The organism is Helicobacter suis (assembly GCF_902196135.1).
Lineage (GTDB): Bacteria > Campylobacterota > Campylobacteria > Campylobacterales > Helicobacteraceae > Helicobacter > Helicobacter suis_A.
In genome coordinates, this window is sequence record NZ_CABIKE010000003.1 from 18,581 (window position 1) to 35,838 (window position 17,258).

Here is a 17,258-nt window from a genome sequence, read left to right on the forward strand (position 1 = left end):
GCAATGCATGGACGATTCGCGTAAATCTCTTAATCTTTTTGACATCCGCTGGATGTGGTCCATGTTTGGTACAGCTATTGGAGCTGGAATCTTATTCTTACCCATTAGAGCTGGTGAATACGGGTTTTGGCCTGTGGTGGTGATGGCACTTTTAAGTTTTCCGATGACTTGGCTAAGCCATAGAGCCTTAGCGCGCTTTGTAAATGCCATTGGCAATGAGGATATTACCCATGCCGCTACACATTTAGGTAGAAAAGTTGGTTTTTTCATCACGCTTATGTATTTCTTTGCGCTTTATCCTATTTGTTTAGCCTATGGGGTGGGGATTACAAATACCGTTGATTCTTTTTTTAGTAACCAATTAGGCCTGCATTATTTTGAAAATAACCGCTTTTTTTTAGCCGAGCACCTCATCACTGGCATGATTTTTGTCATGATTTTTAACACTACTGTGGTTACCCGTATCTCTAATGCTTTAGTTTACCCCTTAGCTTTAATTTTATTGGTATTTTCCCTCTATCTCATTCCTTACTGGAAAACTTCCATGCTCACAGATATTCCCACTTTCAAGGGGTTTTTTGCGGCTCTATGGTTTACCTTGCCTGTTTTGATTTTCTCTTTTAATCATAGCGCCATTATCTCTACTTTTGCCCAAGCGGTAGAAAAACATTACGGCGAACTCAAACACTATAAAACTAACCAAATTGAATTACTCAACACTTCGCTTTTATTATTCTTTGTCATGTTCTTTGTCTTTTCTTGTATTCTTTGTTTAGAACCAGCCGATCTAATCAAGGCTAGAGAACAAAATATCCCCATATTAAGTTATTTTGCCAACACTTTAAATAACCCTATTATCGGCTATGCGGGGCCTGTTGTGGCCTTTTTAGCTATCACCACCTCTTTTTTTGGGCATTATTATGGGGCTAAAGAAGGTTTAAAAGGCTTAGTGGTGCAAATCTTTACAAAAGATAAACTCAATACCAAACGGCATAAAACCATTGATTTATGGATCACCTTGTTTTTATGGGTGAGCATTATTGCAGTATCCTATGCCAACCCTAGTATTTTAGGTTTTATTGAAAGCTTAGGAGGACCGGCTCTAGCCGCTGTTACTTTTATTTTACCCATTGTGGCGATGTATGCTCTGCCTTCTATGAAAGAATTTAGAAGCCCTTTAGCCGATGGCTTTATCTTTTTAACCGGCGTGTTAACCGTTTTAAATGCTATTATTGAGATTGTTTTTAAATAAGGAGTGTATCCATGCCCTCTTCTAACCAATCAATCACCGCGATATTTAAAATTGGAATTGGCCCTAGTTCTTCACACACCATTGGACCTATGGATGCCTGTGCGCGTTTTTGTGCTCTTTTATGCGATCAAGGTTTAATAGAACAAGTTAATCGCGTGCGTGTGATTTTACATGGCTCGCTTGCTCTCACCGGTAAGGGGCATTTGACAGATTTAGCCTGTATTGTGGGCTTAAGTGGTGTGAGTGCTAGAGAGGTGCGGCTAGAACAAAGAGAGGTTATTTTAAAACAAGCTATCCAAGATCATAAAATCCTTTTAGCCCAAAAAAAAGAGATCGCCTTTTCCCTACAAGAGGATATTCTCTTTGATTCTAAAGCCCTACCACTACATGAAAATGGCATGGAAGTACAAGCCCTCAATGCGCATGGAAAAGTACTAGCCCAAGAAATTTATTACTCCACCGGCGGGGGATTTATCTACACACAAGAGGAATTACAGCACAAAAAAAATAGCACTACACAAGATTGCCACACCCCCTTTGACTTTGCAAGTGCTCAGGAGTTAGAAAAATTATGTGAGAAACACCATACCCACATTGCCGGCATTGTAGAGATGCATGAAAATACCCTGTTTAAAGAAAATTATGCCCGTAATTATTGTCTAGAAATTTATCAGACCATGCTAGCTTGCTATCAAAGTGGGGTTTCTTCTAGTGAAAAAAGCTTGCCCGGTTATATTGGCATGGCTTCTTTAGCCCCTAAAATTTACACACGCCTAAGCCAATCACATAATAAAGCTAATCCTTTAAGCCTAGTAGATTACATTACACTCTATGCGCGGGCGGTGAGTGAGGAAAATGCCAGAGGGCATAAAGTGGTTACCGCTCCGACTAATGGGGCTTGTGGGGTGGTGCCTGCGGTGTTACTTTATTGCCACCAGCACATTAAACCTTTAGAAACCGAACAAATTGTAGATTTTTTGCTCACCTGTGCGGCCATTGGCTATTTATATAAAAGAAATGGCTCACTAAGCGGGGCTGAGGCGGGGTGTCAGGCTGAGGTGGGGACTGCTTCTTCTATGGCTGCTGCTGGGTTTGCTTTTGTAATGGGGGGAAATGTGCGGCAAGTTTTAAGCGCGGCTGAAATTGCCATGGAGCATCATTTGGGTTTAACTTGTGATCCGGTAGGTGGCCTTGTTCAAATTCCATGCATTGAGCGCAATGTAGTAGGGGCGATTAAAGCGGTGTCTTCTGCGCGTTTAGCGCTTGAAGATGGCTATCAGGCTAAAGTGAGCTTAGATGATGTGATTTCAACCATGTATGAGGTGGGTAAATCTTTAGACCCTAAATACCGCGAAACTTCTTTAGGCGGTCTAGCTACCCATGTACACATTCCAAGATGTTAGCTTGACTTTTACACTGCAATTAGATAGAATGGGACTTTTTGTTGGGGTATCGCCAAGTGGTAAGGCACCAGGTTTTGGTCCTGGCATTCAGAGGTTCGAATCCTTTTACCCCAGCCAAAGACGCGGGGTAGAGCAGCCCGGTAGCTCGTTGGGCTCATAACCCAAAGGTCGGTGGTTCAAATCCATCCCCCGCAACCAAATCACAACAGCGCTTTTAAAGATTTTTCAATCTCTGCCTTACTACTAGGCTCTACTAGCCTGTTACCCACTTCTACCCCATTTTTATAAAAAATAAGTGTAGGGATACGCTTAATGCCTAGTCTCTCTTTCAAATCTGTGCTTTGATCAAAATCTACTTTAAAAAACGCTACCTCCGTGTAAGTTTTCTCTAAAACTTCCATAATTGGCTCAATGCGCCGGCAATCCGGACACCAATGCGCACCCACATTAATCACTACCGCCCCCTTAGCTATTTTATTTTGATAATCTTGGCTATTTAGTGTTTGCAAACAAATCCTTTCTTCTAAAGATAAATAAGAGCATAACCAAAAAAGCTAAGCTTGCTATAAAAGACTATAATAATTTATCTGATAAAAAGGCTATCTATGATTATTATTCCTGCTAGATTAGAATCTAGCCGTTTTAAAAGAAAACTCCTTGTACCACTTGGTGGAGTTCCTATGCTAGTGGTTACAGCCCGTAACGCCCAAAAGGTAGATGAGGTGGTGGTAGCTTGCGATGATGTATTGTTATTAAAAGCCTGTGAAGATTTTAAGATCAAGGCTATTTTAACAAGTGTGAATCACACTAGCGGTACAGATAGATGCGCACAAGCCTGCGTGCTTTTAAATTTACCTCCAGAAACTCCGGTAGTTAATTTACAAGGCGATGAGCCTTTTTTAGAACCAGAAATTATTGCTACTCTTTTAGAAGAATCTAAAAACACGCCCTTCATGCACACATGTATTAAAACAATCACCCCAAAAGAAGCCCTTGATTCTAATTTAGTTAAGGTGGTGCTAGGGGCAAATAAACAAGCTTTGTATTTTTCCCGCGCTGTTATTCCTTATAATCGCGATGGAATTTCTGTAGAACTTTTAGGGCATATTGGTATTTATGGTTTTAGAGCCCATACGCTTTTAGAATTTTGTGCGCTTCAAAAAAGCCCCTTAGAAGAGATTGAAAAACTTGAACAACTCCGTGCTCTCTACCACCATAAGATCATCACAACTAGCCATGTACAAACAAATAGCATAGGCATTGATACCCCAGAAGATTTAAAAAAAGCGCTTAACCGTGTTAGATCAACTCAGCACCCATAAAGTTTTAAAAGCCCAGATTGCCCGTTTTATCCCTTATTTAGAAAGTGGCATTAGCGAACTAATTAGCAATACAGAGCAAGAACTGTGGCTTTATAAACTAGATGGATCGCGCCATAAAATCCATGACAGCACTTTTAGTAAAGAGTTTTTATTGCACTTTTGTGAGCAACTGGGCAATTACCGCCATTTATCCTTTAATTTGCAAACCCCTACCCTTAACTGTTCCATTCCCTTTACCCGCTATAGAGTGAGTGCTAATCATTTTAGTATCACCACTAATAACCAAATTAGTTTAAATATCCGTATCCCAAATCTCCAAAAATTCCCTTTAGAAGCTTTTATCATAGCGCCAAATTGCGCTTATAGTTATGGCGATCTAAAGGACATGGTTAAAGAGGGGTGTAACATTCTAATTAGTGGCGGTACAGCTAGTGGCAAAACTAGTTTACTTAACGCGCTTTTAGAATATATTCCTAAGGGGAGTCGGGTTGTGAGTGTAGAGGATAGTCAAGAATTAGATTTAAGCGGGTTTGAAAACCATGTAGGGCTTTTAGTGGGCAAGAATGAACAAATTCCCTTTAGCTATGAAAACGCTCTTAACATGGCCATGCGTATGCGCCCTGATTGTCTTATGGTTGGTGAGATTGATACTAGAAACGCGCTTTTATTCTTGCGTTTAGCCAATACAGGGCATAAGGGCATGTTAAGTACTTTGCATGCTAATAGCCTCTCTCAAGTTTTAGAGGCCATTGCACTTAATATTGAAATGGGGCATAAGGCTAAATTTGATCTAAGAGTTGTAGAAAAGTATTTTAAAAGTGCTGTTGATGTACTCATACAAGTTTGTAAAATCCAAAAACAGCACCATATCCAAGAAATTGTTTTGACTAAGGATTTAATTAGCCTGTAATGAGTTTATAAAGTGTGGCTGAAATACTGAGCGCATAAATGCAGAGTAATAAAATTTTATGGATTTTTTCATTAGCTAATAAAATCAGTTTAATCCCAATGCCAACACCCACTAGCGCACCTAATCCGGTGATTAATCCAGCTTGTAAAGCGTGGCTATTTAACACGCCAGAGTGGGCTAAAGAGATCACCCCTGAGAGTGAGGAAAAGATCACAAAGAACAAACCTAAAGGTACAATTTTTTGTGTGTCATATTTTAAAAAATAGCCTAAAAAGGGCACCATTAAAATCCCCCCACCCATGCCAAGAGGAATAGAAAAAATCCCTGTAATCAAACCTGCTAGGACTAAAATAGCATGTGTCTTACTCAAATGCCAATGGATAATAGGGATTTTTAAGGGGACTTTTTTTGCGTGCATGTAAAAGTGCGCGTTTTGATAATGCCTTTCTTTGCGCCCAAAAGCATATTCAGTAAAGGTATAGCACACCACCACTACAAACACGCTCATGAGTACGCGATCATCTATCACTTTTAATAAAAAGCCCCCTACGATCGCTCCTATTAATCCCCCACAAGCAGCAAAAATACCCTCTTGTAAATTTAACAAACCTTTTTTATAGTTAATCACCGAGCCTACTAGAGAAGAACAAAGCATTTGGGCTAGTGAAATCCCGACGGCATGGTTATAACTAAAACCTGCAAAGATAGCAGCAGGTACCACAACTTCGCCCCCACCAATGCCAAAGAATCCAGCCGTAATACCAGTTAGCACCCCCACCACACATAAAACAAGGGCTTCTGAGTTTTCCAGTACTAGCATTATGGGCGCTTAATGGCTGGTGTTTGGCATGGATTGTAGGTATCTTTGAAAAACCCTAGAAATGGAGCATTAATAGCCTGCATAAAAATCTGTCTCCTGTTGTTTATGATTGTTTTGATTATAAGTAATAATAACCAAAAAATGGTGTTCTTAGAGTAGTAGAACTTTGTTCACTTGTGCTAAAATCACAATTTTTGGCTTGCTTACAAAGTTTGTCCTCATTTTAAAAAGGAATTTATATGCCTAAAGTGATCTTAGATATGCACTTTTTAGTGGCGTGGCTTGCGCCTATTGTAGTTTGCTTTTTCTCTCCAGATGTGTATATAAGCGGCATGCTAAGTTATCTAGTGATCAAAGTGGCCTTTTATGGCTTTGCACTTTTCTATACTTTATATTTTCTAGTCAGTTTCCTCCCCCCAAAAATCAACACAATTTGTAAAAATCTTATTGTTATCCTCTCTCTTGGCTGTGCTTCTTTAGATTTTTTTACCTCCTACTATTACCAAATGGGTTTAAACCAAGCCCTGATAGAAACCTTACTAGCCACCAGCCTATCTGAAGCCTATGAATTTTTTCTTAGCGCCTATGCGCATTTATTCTCTCTCTTAGCTGTGTTACTTGTAGTGGGCTTATTCTTATACTTTGTACGCTACAACCTTTCACTTTCTCTTAAACAAGCCCTCTTGGTCTTTGTACCTTTTTTAATCGGATTTAGCGCACACTGCATACGAACAGGCTTAAATACACACAGAAATATCAGCGCCTTTGCTAATACTGTGCATATCATAGCCCGGGATACTCCTTTGATCAAAGAGATGCTAGCGCTTTTAGATACCTTGCATAACCACAAACAAGCCCAAGAAATCTATCAAAATTTTTATAAACCTCTCCCACAAGACTACATGCAAGTAGATCAAAACAGCGTATCCTTTGTAGTGCTTATTATCGGCGAGAGTGCCTCTAAAAATTTTATGGGAGTTTATGGCTATGGCCTGCCTAACACGCCCTTTTTAAGTGGCTTTAACGAGAGAGAGAGAGAGAGAGAGTACAAGCGTAGCTTGTCCTAATTGCTCTAATTTCCTCCTCCCTACTTGTAAATCCTACCCTTAAAGGAAATTTATCCGTCTTTACAGATGTGATCGCACCCTTTGCCTCCACAGAGGCTACTTTCCAGGTTTTACTTAATTATAGCGATGTAGAAAACCGCAATATCCCTTGGTTTAAAACAAAAAATTTAATTGATATTTTTAAAGGTGCGGGCTATAACACCTTTTGGCTGGATAATCAAGAACCCCCAGAAACTAGCAACGCCCGCAATTTAATTTCTAGACAATCCAAGTGGCGCGTATATACTCCCCTCTCTCTTAAAAGGGTTTATGATGGCTCTTTAATTACCACCTACCACTCCCTTAAGCCCCACTTAGGGGCTAAAAATTTTATCATCTTTCATCTGATTGGAAGCCATGTTCTCTACAAAGATCGCTTCCCTAAGTCTTTTGCTAAATTTAGCGCGACTCAAGTCCCTACTAACCATTTGCACATAAAAGATAACAAGGATAAGCAGATTGTGGCTGATTATGCCAACTCTCTTTACTACACTGATTTAGTTTTACAAGAAATCTTTAAGCTTTTTGAAGATAAGGACGCTTTGATTCTTTATTTATCCGATCATGCTCAAGACATTTACCAAAGCGATTCTACCTATGGGCATAAGTGTAGTGTTTATGGCGTACAAATCCCCTTTATCCTCTACACCACCCCAACTTTTACAAAAAAGCACCCCGAAAAAGTCAAAGCGATCTCCTTGGCCACCCATAAGCCCTTTATGAGCGATGATTTGATCCACTCGCTTTTACCCTTAGTAGGCATCCATACTAAAGATAACCTAGAAAGTAAAAACCTTTTTTCTCCAGCCTTTGATACCACAAGAAAGCGGATTTTCTGTAATGGGTTGGAATATAAAAAAGAGGGGGATTAGGGCGGTGATATTGTCTTAGAAGGTTGGCTAAAAACCTATGCTTATGCTTTTCAAACGGGCAAGAAGATGATGATATTGTTTTGTTAGGTACTAGTGGTGTGTCATATGGGCTTTATATGCATGGGATTAAGAAACTATCCCCCTTGAACCGCCACAAGAACAGCCATACGCTCTTAGCTAAACCTAAAACGCGCATTTTCTGATCAAAGCCCATTGTAAAGTCCATTCAAAAAAAGTTAAGGCTATTTTTCTACAGCGCTACAAAAACTAGAGGATCGCATTAGTGGGCTTAATGTGATGCGGGGGCGGCTTATTAAGTTTGTTAATCCACAGAGCGCACAAATACCGCCCGCTCCTAGCGCCGCTAAAGTGGTTAACACTAGCACACAGAGCGCCGCCCCTGAAGTGAGCAACACTAGCGCGCCCACTCAAGCGGAACTAACAGATCAAGAAAAACAAGAGCGGCTAGACTTGATTAACAAATTAGTACGCGCTAACAATATTACCAATGAGGCAATCGCCCCGTTAGGTTTGCATTTTGAATATATAGAGCCTTTTAATGGTGTGGTTTGGCGCAATAATGAATTAACCTAAGCCTTTAAAGATTATATGCGCGGCATGGATAGTATTAATGCTTTTGGCGTTATTCATGAATCTATGTGGGGGTGGAGTTTAGAAAACTTGATTTTACACTCATAACCGGAGATAGCGGAGTAGCTTTTATTCACTATAGATATATTTTAGGTTTAGTTGATCTTTATATAAAACAAATAAGCTACTCAAGCCATTCATGATGTTTTATTTGCCTTTCTTCACTTTTTCACTTTCATCTTTGCCTTCATTAGATTCCAATCCCAATAAAGCACTAAATAAGCCCATGTAAACCCCTATTGTGTTTTTTAATTCATTTTAATACAATCTATTTTAATACAAGAAGTAGTTAATGGTCAAATTTCCAACCTTGCAAGTTACATTTACAAGTTCGTTAAAAATTCATCACTCAAACACCACTATATTAGCGTTTAAGGATAAATTCGCCTTATTTATCTTGGCTAAACTTAAGATTTTAACCCTACACAGACGACTTTCTAAAAGCCACTGAAGTCTCTATAATCTGCTCTCTACTAATTTGCAGGGCATCGTATTTGACAATGATAGTATTTTGGGTTTCATTCACATACCACTCTAAAATCCCCGGTGTGTTTTCCAGTGTGCTAAACTTTGCGCGCTCAAAGGCATCTAAGGGGAAATAGACATTTTTTTGTTGGTTGGGGTTACTTAAAAAACAAACCAAGCCAAACCACAACGCACACACACCCACCACAATGAGCGCTAATTTTTCTACACCCAAGTAGTGATAACCTATTCCTCCAAGCATTCCTCCTATAAACGATCCTACATAGCCATAGGTTACAAACATCCCAAGCACTAGCCCGCGTTGGTGTGCTTTACAAAACTTACTAGCCAAAGATTGCATGATAGGCTCAAGCGTACCAAATCCGGTAAAAAAACACATAATCCCGGTGATAAAGAGCCAAGTAGCCGGAGAATTAACATGGTAATCGGCAAAGGCTAAACATAAATAGGCAACTAAGAATAATGTAATGCCCCCTAAAAGTACACCCTTAGCTTTGTGGAATTTTTCAGCAATGATGGCTGCTGGCCCCATGCTTATCATTCCAAGCACGGCTCCAGAGGTATAAATTTTCCATAACACACTTTTATCCATTTTAAATTCATGCACAATAGCCAAAGGCACAACCACAAAAATCAAAGTCATCAAACATTTTTCAAAGAAAGAGCAACTACTGATGATAAAAATATCTTTGTTTTTAAATACATCTCTTAGTTGGGGTTTTTCTTTGAGGCTATAAAAAATCTTGGGGGGCTCTTGGACTTTAAAAGCCATTAAAAACATAGAAAAAAGAGTCAAAAGCGCGGTAAGAAAAAAAAGCCACTGCACCCCAAAGGCCATGCCAATACTAGGCCCTATTACCATAGCTGCGGTAAAACTCATAAAAATCCCTGCTCCCATAAAAGCCATAGCATGGGTGCGCTTTTCTTCTTCTACCACATCAGCTACCATAGCGCTAAGCACACCCCCCACAGCTCCCATGCCTTGTACTAATCTACCCGCCACTAGACATGTAATATCATGGGCAAAAAAACAGAGCAAAGACCCTACAGTAAAGACTCCCAAACACCCAATCACCACCTTTTTACGGCTATAACGATCGCTTAGTGCCCCTATGGGGGTTTGGAAAAGAATTTGGGTAAAATACGCACCCCCTACGGCTAAACCCACCATAGAGGCGCTCGCATGGAAACTAACCGCATAAAGAGAAATCACGGGTAAAACAATGAACAAACCCAAAAAACGCAAAGACGATACAAAAACCAAAGGTAAAATTTTTGCTAGCATATTAACCCCCATTTAAGGCGCATCTAGATTTAAAGATTCTGGCATGCTTTTATCTTGGTGTGAATCAGCCTTTTGGATTTTGCGTGGGTTTTCTATGTGTTTTTTTGTGGCTTCTATGGCTGCTATTTGGTGCGTATAAACCCCATAAAAGGCCCCACCCGCAATCAACACAAACAGCAAATCCGTAGATCTGATTTTAGGACAAAACTTGCACGCCATGACATTTCTTTTTGTCGGTTATAACACACTTTCATTAAAGGTAGTATAATGGAGGCTTTATCATCCTAGGAGTTTTTATGTTTAATAAGTTAGCCAAAACCATCACCATTCCCTTAGAATTCATCACCCGTTATTTTAAAGCCCTTGTACTTTTATTAATTGTGGCTGTTTTACTCATCAGTACCAAAGGCACTACAACACAAAAACCCAATTTGGCAAAACTCTATCTGTATGGCCCTATTTTTGAAAGCGAGAGTTTTTACGATCAGATCAATAAAATATTACAAAACCCCAGTATTAAAGGCACTCTTTTGATGATTGATTCTCCGGGCGGAACTATTAGCGCGAGTGTGGAGTTATCTGACATGGTGGCCAGTTTAGCTAAAAAAATGCCTGTAGTGGCATATGTACGCGGTGTGATGGCTAGTGGGAGTTATTATGCGGGTATGATGGCTAGTAAGATTTATGCCAACAGAGGCGCACTTATTGGATCTATTGGTGTGATCTTTAGTGGCGTAAATATCGCGCCCTTAATGGATAAATTGGGGATTAAGACACAAGGTGTTGCTAAGGGTGCGTATAAAGAAGTGGGTACTTTTATGCGGGAGTGGACACCGCAGGAAAAACAATATCTCAATGGCTTACTCAATGAGCAGTATGGCATGTTTGTAAGCGATGTGGCTAAGGCTAGACATTTAGACCCTAAAGACGCCCCCGTATTTGCTGAGGGCAAAATCTTTAGCGCCAAACAAGCCCTATCTTTAAAGCTCATTGATCGAGTTAGTACTTATGATGAAGCGATTAAAGCACTGCAACATTTGAGTGCGGTTAAAAATCCAATCTGGCTTCAAAAGGATAAATTAGAAATTTTTATGGACAAGTTTTTTAAATCCAGTAGCCAAGCACTCGCCCAAGTCTTGAGCTATCAGATGCGCTAAGATAAAAAAGTGTGTTATCTAATGGAATAAATCCTCTTCTAAGGGACAAACTTGCAATTGTCCTGTAACATAGAAGTACTTGCGCATCACCAAAAAAGCCACCAGTTTTTCTAGCTTGAGAAAGGTCCGCACATAAGCATTAGCATGGGCGATGAGCCTCAGGCAATCCCTGGGGCGAGCACTAAAAAATTTGAGCTGCGCTTCCACATCGCTGTAATCATCCTTAATGAGAATGTAGTGGACATTGGGGATAAGCTGGCTTTCTAAAAAAAAGCTTTCAAATTTGGGTGCGGGCATCAGCGCAATCGAATTAGAACTTAGGATCCATTTCAAATTACTCGCCACATCATAACCCTCCAAAGAGAGAATAAATTTGTACCTTAAGTGCCTAGCAATGCTGGCTCTTGGCTTACTTAGAGGGAGCAAGATTTGCTCTAACTTAGAATCGTTTAGAGTAGCACCCACATGCCCTAAGTCCATAAGAGGATGGTTGAAGTAGCGTTGCAAAAAGGCAATGCGATGGGGTTGTAAACTTGCGCCCCTAAAAAATAGCATGTCTTTTTTAGCACCAAAGGGTAGGTTTACTGGAGGAAAAATATATTTGAAGTGCCGCCTTTTATCTAGGGGAAGCAACACATTGTAGGAATAAGGGTGGGTCTTGCTTAAAACAGGCCTGCTTTTACAAAAGGTAGGAATCAACATATTGTAATTCACATCACCATATTCCAAATGATAAGCCAAACCTTGGGGGAAGTGCCTAAAATGTTGCATAAAATCGTAGTAGTAGCGACTTCCTTTAGCTATACCTTTAAAGAGTCCTAAAGATTGGGGGGGGGGGGGGGGGTAAAAGTTGCAGTAGAATTAGGAAAACTGCAACAAATATTGACTCTTCTTTTAATATCTTCTAATTCTGCCGTTGATAAAAACCCAAGCTGTTTAAGTACCCCATTAATATGAGATTTACACCTCAGAGTATGTAGAGGCAAATAAGGATCTACACAGGCAAAAAGACCCACAAGATTTGTTACAAAAGCACCCATGCTAAGAAGCGAGCAAATTTTATACCTTGCTAAGGAATACTAGGTGCTTGCTTGAATTTAATCAGTTTATATAAGGTTAGCCTATGAACCCCTATAGCACCCAAAGCATTAGCGCTGAGGATATTTTAGCTCTCAGTCAAGCGCTTTGGCGGGTTATTTGGGGGTTAAGCATGTTTGTGTATGCACCTCTGCAACAAGTGCGCTTTTTATGATCTATCAGGCTTTAAACTTCAAAGATCAAACTATCCTCACCACTCCGCTAAGTTTTGTGGCCACTTCAAGCATGTTACTTGCTAATACTAGGAGAAGAGTATCGCACTTACCAGCAATAGCCTTATCAAGCAATAACTCCGTCATGTTAGAATTCTCAGGGTTATAAGGCATTTCTGCACTCACTAAGCCGCCTACATTAAAATCGCTACTATTAAACTGCACAAGATACTTTACATTGCAATCAAATTTTGCTGCTATTACTGTGCGGCTAGAACAACCACCAACTGGCAAAGTGAGCAACTCACAACTTCTTAATGATCAAGTAAGACTAAGATTTTTTCTAAGGGGGGCAGGGCTTGATCTTCCCCCTCCCATAATTTTTCTAAAGCTTCTTGAAGTATTTGTGCGATGCTTTCCTTTTTATTCTTAGATAGCGTTTTAAGAATTTCTTCTACACCTTTCCTAGCTTGATCAAGGATTTTTTCAGATTCTTCCAGCCTCTTGTCCGTTATAATCCCCTCTTGTTGGAGTTGCTGGTAGGTTTGCTGGTAGTTTAAAAAGGCGCCTTGAGTTTGCGAGAGCACAAATTCTAGATCGATTCGAGCCACATCTTCAGCTAGCTTCAGATCAACAGCCATGTTAAAGGCAACATCCTCCAAAGGCTTAAACATTTCTCTTTCTAAATTCTCTAGTCTTGTTTTTAAACCATTATTTGTTGTGAAGTCATGTTCTAGATAAAACTGGTAAACCATTGGCATATATTTTATCCCTGCTAACCAAGCCCGGCGCACTTGATCTACCCCTAAACTTATATCATTAGCCAAGAGCAACGCCCTTATATGTGCCTCTAACTGATAGCTTAACTCTATAAGCGACTCGCAGATTTCTTTTGCTAACACCTCTTTTTCATCATCAGAGTTACTAATACCTCTTTTAGCCTTTTCTGATGCATAAAGGGATAGTATCTCTTCTATATCTTGCTCTACCTTAGCCCTAGCCTCTTGCACCTCTGTATCTGAATTTCTCACAAGGGCTATAGCTTCTTTTAGTTTGAGAATACTAAAAATTTTGTCAGAAATAATATTCCAAGAATAATCAGATCTAAAATCAGAAAAATACAAGTACTCTACTTCTTTCTCCGCATTCTCAGCTTTACCCCCGTTAGAAAAATACAACGAATAACCCGGATTTAATAGCCTGCGCAGAGTACCTATCCCAGAAATACAATCCATGCATGCCAAAAACCCATCAAGAGCCCCTTCTAGATCATAATAGACAAGATGATTCTTATGATTAATTTTTTTCTTACCCCTCTCCTTATACTTCTGTCTCTTATACTCTAATAGACTCCAATAGCCCTTTAACCTCCGCTCCTTAGTGTTGGGGAAAGTGTTGAAAAAGAATGATGAAGGAGAATAAGAAAGAAAGGATAAACTTCCAGACAGAGTCTTAAAATCCTCTTGAAGTTCTGTATCTGTGTATGAGAATAGAGTAGAGAATGGATCTAAGTGTAATATGGATACAGGAGAATAAGAATTTATTAAAGAACGAAGCCTTTCACTCAGATATTTTCTTAAAATTCTTGTAGTATGAAAAAAGGAGGTTAATTTTTCAGATAAAACCTCAAAATCTATGCGAAATTTTGCCTCCTCTCCACTTTCAGAGAATAGGTTCAAGTCTAATCCAAAAGGAGACCTTCTTAAAAATCTTACAACCTCTTCTTTCCATGTCTCTTGTGGGTCCGCACTTTCTTTAGCAAGTAGGTAGAAATAGAAAGTGCCAATTAATGCCTGCCAATGGTATTCAAGCGTTTCTACGCTTTTAAAAAAAGTATTTTTTTGTTGTAGGCGCTTATCACAAAGGGATTTATACTCCCCCCATGCTTTTTTAAGAGTCTCTACGCAGGCTTGAATATCACTAATAGCTGCGTCTAAGTCATCACGCATGCAAACCCCTTTAAACAAACAGTGCAAAAATTAGTTAGAGAGAAAGAAAAAGAATTAGAGAGAGTTACCCCCCCCCCCCCCCGAAGTAGAAGAGTAAACCATAAAAGCCCTTTAAAAAAAATAACGGGTATCATAGTAGATCGAAGTAAACTAAAAGCAAATTTGTTTTTAATGGGTAAAATGCGCGTATTCAAGATTATGTGGCCTCTAATACAAAGTGCGCTCTAGAGAGTATCTATTAAGCTTAATCAAACTTGCGTTTTATTGATTAATGCCGCTGTGAAATAGCGCCTATACTTAATTTTGCATATATTGTTTGAAACACGCGGGGCCGAGGCGCTTGACATACTATCCACAGCGTTAAGCTTGCGAGATTGAGAGGATCATCAAGGCTTGAGCGCTAGACCGGTCTAGCGCCTCCACTCTTAGAGTTAAGCCCTTACCCTGGCGATTTAGCACAAAACCTTATAGCTGCGCCTTAATCGCTTTAGCTAAACTTGCGGGCTTTAACGCGCAATTGGTAAAGCTAGAGCGGTGGTATCAAATACAAATAAGTGATACAGAGCTAGTCAGTTTGGAGCATTCCAAAGAAGTGTTCATATTAAAAAAGGGTTTGAATTAAAAATTGATTTTAAAAAGCTCAAGGAGATCTGCTACTCTAAGAGCCTTACACTTTTTCTCAAATAGTTTTAGCGACACTAAAAAACGAGGTGAATTTGTTAATCTTGGATAACAAATAAGATCACCATCCCGAGATATATCAAATCTCTGTGTTAGGATTGCGCTAGGGTTATAAGCTCCCATCTCTGTTAAAAAATGCCCCGCTCCACAAGCAAAATCAAGCACTTTAAGATCTGAACTGAGTTTGGGCAAGGAAGCAATCATAAAATTAGTAAGAGGCATGGGAGTGAAAAAGCGCCCTTCTGTTTGGTGTACTGAGCGGTTTAAAAACCCTTCAAAGAGATCGCCTAGAAATTGGTTAGATTCGCTTTCACTCAAGTATAAATCTTGAATGAGCCCAGATACTTGCACCAATACCTTGTTTCTAGCTGTGGGCAATATTTCAAAAAATACTGAATTTTTAGTGCAATGTCTAAGGGAGTTTGCTCCTTATTATCTCTCATTTTTCTCATTTTTTTAAGTTGTTTCATGAGATTATTCGTGGTTTCAGTGATCGTCTCAAAAGTATCTTAGACTTCTCTTGGCATGTAAATTTTACACAAATCCTCATAACCTATCCTATAGCCAAGCCAACGGGCATCTGCATGAGAGTATCAGCGGTAACTTTTTCTGTGGTTTCTTTGAATCATATAGCCTCCCCCGAATAAAATAATTCACACTTAGCGATAAGCCCAGTCCGCCCACTACAATTACATTTAATGTGTTTTATTTGTAATCAAGCCCCTCTTTGCTTTTTTGGTTGACAAGTCTTACTGATATACTGGATACCATATCAAGCGATACTTTTTAGACTTTTTCCCACGGAAAATTAACATTTTTAAACTTACAATCAAAAGTTGTCTTCATCTCTGTAATGAGACTGACTTTATCTTAAAAAATAAGGGCATTTTTGAGCACCTAACTAGCAGATGGTGCTGTATTTACCTAAATATCCTTAGCTTTACCCCCCACAACGATTTTAGCGCAGGCATTAACTCCTTTAGAACGCTTTAAATACGACTCATTACTCTTTTAGCCACTCTTTGGATTATAAAATAGAGCACAAAGAGTAAAATTACTTGGAGTATTAACCCTAAATTGCCCATGTCTAATAAGTTAATTTTAGGAAAGCTAGTAAAAAGTGGTGCGTAAAAATCCCAGCTTAAGGCCACTAAACTAGCCCCCACAATATTACCCAGCCCTATAAAAAGCGCGCGCCCCTCCCCTTGCATGGTGCGATACATCCAACCACACTCACACCCCCCGGCTATGACAATCCCAAATCCAAAGAGTAATCCCCCCACAACAATACCCGGACTAGCCCACATAATTTTAGGCATAACCCCCAACCGTATATAAGTCATCACCCCGATACTCCCCACTAACATAGCCCAAACTAACGCGCTAGCCTCTAAACCCTGCCCCCGAGTAAAGAGGCGCGCAAAGGCAGCTGTAAAACAAATCTGTCCTTTAGAGACAATAAAGCCAAAGACATAGCCAAAGAATAGCGCATAGGTTAATTTAGAGGGAAAATACCCACATAGAAGTAGCCCCATAAAACCTACTAAAGCAAATAGGCCTAAGAGTTGGCTGAGTTTAAGCGAAATAGATTTTCCTTTAGGCGGGATAAAACAGGTGGTAGGAAAGCATTTAAAGGCAAGATACATGCCAAGAAGAGTAGCCAAAGTAAAAAACCACGCATGCAGGCTAAATTGGGGGATACCGGTTAAAAAGCTAGCTAAATTACAACCTAGTCCTAAACGCGCCCCTAGTCCGGCTAAAATCCCCCCTAAAAACGCACGCCCTAACTCTTTGATTCTAGGCCAACTTAGACAAATAGAACCGCTTAAACTAGCCGCACAAAACATGCCAATAAACATGCCTAAAACCATCACCCCATCTATGCGCTCTAAGAAATTGCCATGTAGACCGATGATTTTAAAATACCCTAAGTGATTTGTATTGACATGCAAGGCTTGTAATAAAGCCCCGCCCCAACGGGTAAACTCACCCGTAACCGCCCAATAAGTGCCCAAAAGACCAAAGTAATAAACAGAACCAACGCTTAAAGCCAGACAAGAAGGCGCAAAATCCCATTTGCGCATTAAAAAGGAGTACATGGAAACTCCAAAGAT

At 39.7% G+C, this 17,258-nt stretch carries 18 protein-coding genes, 2 tRNA genes and 1 pseudogene; 12 read left to right on the forward strand and 9 right to left on the reverse strand.

Features of this window, described 5'->3' with window-relative positions:
• The first annotated feature begins 7 nt into the window (after positions 1–7).
• The 4 genes from G6Q06_RS02695 to G6Q06_RS02710 all read left to right on the forward strand — a co-directional run bounded on the left by G6Q06_RS02695 (position 8) and on the right by G6Q06_RS02710 (position 2,853).
• Positions 8–1,252 carry an aromatic amino acid transport family protein gene (locus tag G6Q06_RS02695; protein ID WP_205435802.1) on the forward strand — a complete coding sequence of 415 codons (1,245 nt, stop codon included), beginning with the start codon at positions 8–10 and terminating at the stop codon, positions 1,250–1,252.
• An 11-nt stretch (positions 1,253–1,263) separates the two neighbouring features.
• A complete protein-coding gene (locus G6Q06_RS02700) occupies positions 1,264–2,655 on the forward strand; it encodes an L-serine ammonia-lyase (protein ID WP_163565650.1) in 1,392 nt (463 codons plus the stop codon).
• Positions 2,656–2,697: 42 nt separating this feature from the next.
• Positions 2,698–2,772: transfer RNA gene (locus G6Q06_RS02705), tRNA-Gln, on the forward strand.
• 4 nt (positions 2,773–2,776) lie between these two features.
• Positions 2,777–2,853 (forward strand) — tRNA-Met (locus G6Q06_RS02710).
• Positions 2,854–2,855: 2 nt separating this feature from the next.
• Here G6Q06_RS02710 and G6Q06_RS02715 read toward each other — a convergent pair.
• Positions 2,856–3,164: a thioredoxin family protein gene (locus G6Q06_RS02715; protein ID WP_163565201.1), complete on the reverse strand. Its 309-nt coding sequence runs from the start codon at positions 3,162–3,164 to the stop codon at positions 2,856–2,858.
• A 96-nt stretch (positions 3,165–3,260) separates the two neighbouring features.
• On the opposite strand from G6Q06_RS02715, the gene kdsB reads away from it, so the two are divergent.
• Both kdsB and G6Q06_RS02725 read left to right on the forward strand, forming a co-directional pair.
• Positions 3,261–3,977, forward strand: a complete 717-nt coding sequence (gene kdsB / locus G6Q06_RS02720; protein WP_163565202.1) for a 3-deoxy-manno-octulosonate cytidylyltransferase — start codon at positions 3,261–3,263, stop codon at positions 3,975–3,977.
• Positions 3,952–4,887, forward strand: a complete 936-nt coding sequence (locus tag G6Q06_RS02725) for a CpaF/VirB11 family protein (protein ID WP_163565203.1) — start codon at positions 3,952–3,954, stop codon at positions 4,885–4,887. The genes kdsB and G6Q06_RS02725 overlap by 26 nt, the downstream gene beginning before the upstream one ends.
• Here the strand turns inward: G6Q06_RS02725 and G6Q06_RS02730 are convergent.
• Positions 4,877–5,698, reverse strand: coding sequence for a sulfite exporter TauE/SafE family protein (locus G6Q06_RS02730; RefSeq protein ID WP_205435830.1), 822 nt, complete (start codon positions 5,696–5,698; stop codon positions 4,877–4,879). The genes G6Q06_RS02725 and G6Q06_RS02730 overlap by 11 nt on opposite strands.
• A 248-nt stretch (positions 5,699–5,946) precedes the next feature.
• Between G6Q06_RS02730 and G6Q06_RS02735 the strand changes: the two genes are divergently transcribed.
• The 3 genes from G6Q06_RS02735 to G6Q06_RS02745 all read left to right on the forward strand — a co-directional run bounded on the left by G6Q06_RS02735 (position 5,947) and on the right by G6Q06_RS02745 (position 8,279).
• Positions 5,947–6,774, forward strand: coding sequence for a hypothetical protein (locus G6Q06_RS02735; RefSeq protein WP_163565651.1), 828 nt, complete (start codon positions 5,947–5,949; stop codon positions 6,772–6,774).
• A gap of 68 nt (positions 6,775–6,842) precedes the next feature.
• The gene (locus G6Q06_RS02740; protein ID WP_240329170.1) at positions 6,843–7,685 is read left to right on the forward strand and encodes a phosphoethanolamine transferase; all 843 of its coding nucleotides are present in this window, start codon (positions 6,843–6,845) and stop codon (positions 7,683–7,685) included.
• Between the two features lie 297 nt (positions 7,686–7,982).
• Positions 7,983–8,279 (forward strand): hypothetical protein, encoded by a 297-nt coding sequence (locus tag G6Q06_RS02745; protein ID WP_163533917.1) that lies wholly within the window; start codon positions 7,983–7,985, stop codon positions 8,277–8,279.
• A 478-nt stretch (positions 8,280–8,757) separates the two neighbouring features.
• Here the strand turns inward: G6Q06_RS02745 and G6Q06_RS02750 are convergent, their stop codons facing one another.
• Both G6Q06_RS02750 and G6Q06_RS02755 read right to left on the reverse strand, forming a co-directional pair.
• Complete coding sequence (locus G6Q06_RS02750) at positions 8,758–10,107, reverse strand: MFS transporter (RefSeq protein WP_163565652.1); 1,350 nt, start codon at positions 10,105–10,107, stop codon at positions 8,758–8,760.
• Positions 10,108–10,119: 12 nt separating this feature from the next.
• On the reverse strand, positions 10,120–10,326 hold the full coding sequence (locus tag G6Q06_RS02755; RefSeq protein WP_163565637.1) for a hypothetical protein: 207 nt from the start codon (positions 10,324–10,326) through the stop codon (positions 10,120–10,122).
• 77 nt (positions 10,327–10,403) lie between these two features.
• Between G6Q06_RS02755 and sppA the strand changes: the two genes are divergently transcribed.
• Positions 10,404–11,264, forward strand: a complete 861-nt coding sequence (gene sppA, locus G6Q06_RS02760) for a signal peptide peptidase SppA (RefSeq protein ID WP_205435803.1) — start codon at positions 10,404–10,406, stop codon at positions 11,262–11,264.
• Positions 11,265–11,282: 18 nt separating this feature from the next.
• Here the strand turns inward: sppA and G6Q06_RS02765 are convergent, their stop codons facing one another.
• Positions 11,283–12,035 (reverse strand): glycosyl transferase family 90, encoded by a 753-nt coding sequence (locus G6Q06_RS02765; RefSeq protein WP_240329171.1) that lies wholly within the window; start codon positions 12,033–12,035, stop codon positions 11,283–11,285.
• A 352-nt stretch (positions 12,036–12,387) separates the two neighbouring features.
• Here G6Q06_RS02765 and G6Q06_RS08725 point away from each other — a divergent pair, with 352 nt between their 5' ends.
• Both G6Q06_RS08725 and G6Q06_RS08510 read left to right on the forward strand, forming a co-directional pair.
• Complete coding sequence (locus G6Q06_RS08725) at positions 12,388–12,516, forward strand: hypothetical protein (RefSeq protein ID WP_275896943.1); 129 nt, start codon at positions 12,388–12,390, stop codon at positions 12,514–12,516.
• Entirely contained in the window at positions 12,462–12,683 is a 222-nt protein-coding gene (locus tag G6Q06_RS08510) for a DegT/DnrJ/EryC1/StrS family aminotransferase (protein WP_240328766.1), read from the forward strand. Before G6Q06_RS08725 ends, G6Q06_RS08510 begins: the two co-directional genes overlap by 55 nt.
• A gap of 145 nt (positions 12,684–12,828) precedes the next feature.
• Here G6Q06_RS08510 and G6Q06_RS02780 read toward each other — a convergent pair whose 3' ends face one another.
• From G6Q06_RS02780 to yedE, 4 genes and pseudogenes are all read right to left on the reverse strand, one after another.
• Positions 12,829–14,463 (reverse strand): hypothetical protein, encoded by a 1,635-nt coding sequence (locus tag G6Q06_RS02780; RefSeq protein WP_163565209.1) that lies wholly within the window; start codon positions 14,461–14,463, stop codon positions 12,829–12,831.
• A 618-nt stretch (positions 14,464–15,081) separates the two neighbouring features.
• Complete coding sequence (locus G6Q06_RS08775; RefSeq protein WP_346009285.1) at positions 15,082–15,495, reverse strand: N-6 DNA methylase; 414 nt, start codon at positions 15,493–15,495, stop codon at positions 15,082–15,084.
• Between the two features lie 158 nt (positions 15,496–15,653).
• Positions 15,654–15,719, reverse strand: a pseudogene (locus tag G6Q06_RS08830) (Z1 domain-containing protein); the annotation flags it as partial.
• 414 nt (positions 15,720–16,133) lie between these two features.
• Positions 16,134–17,243: a selenium metabolism membrane protein YedE/FdhT gene (gene yedE, locus G6Q06_RS02795; RefSeq protein ID WP_240328730.1), complete on the reverse strand. Its 1,110-nt coding sequence runs from the start codon at positions 17,241–17,243 to the stop codon at positions 16,134–16,136.
• Between the last annotated feature and the right edge of the window lie 15 nt (positions 17,244–17,258).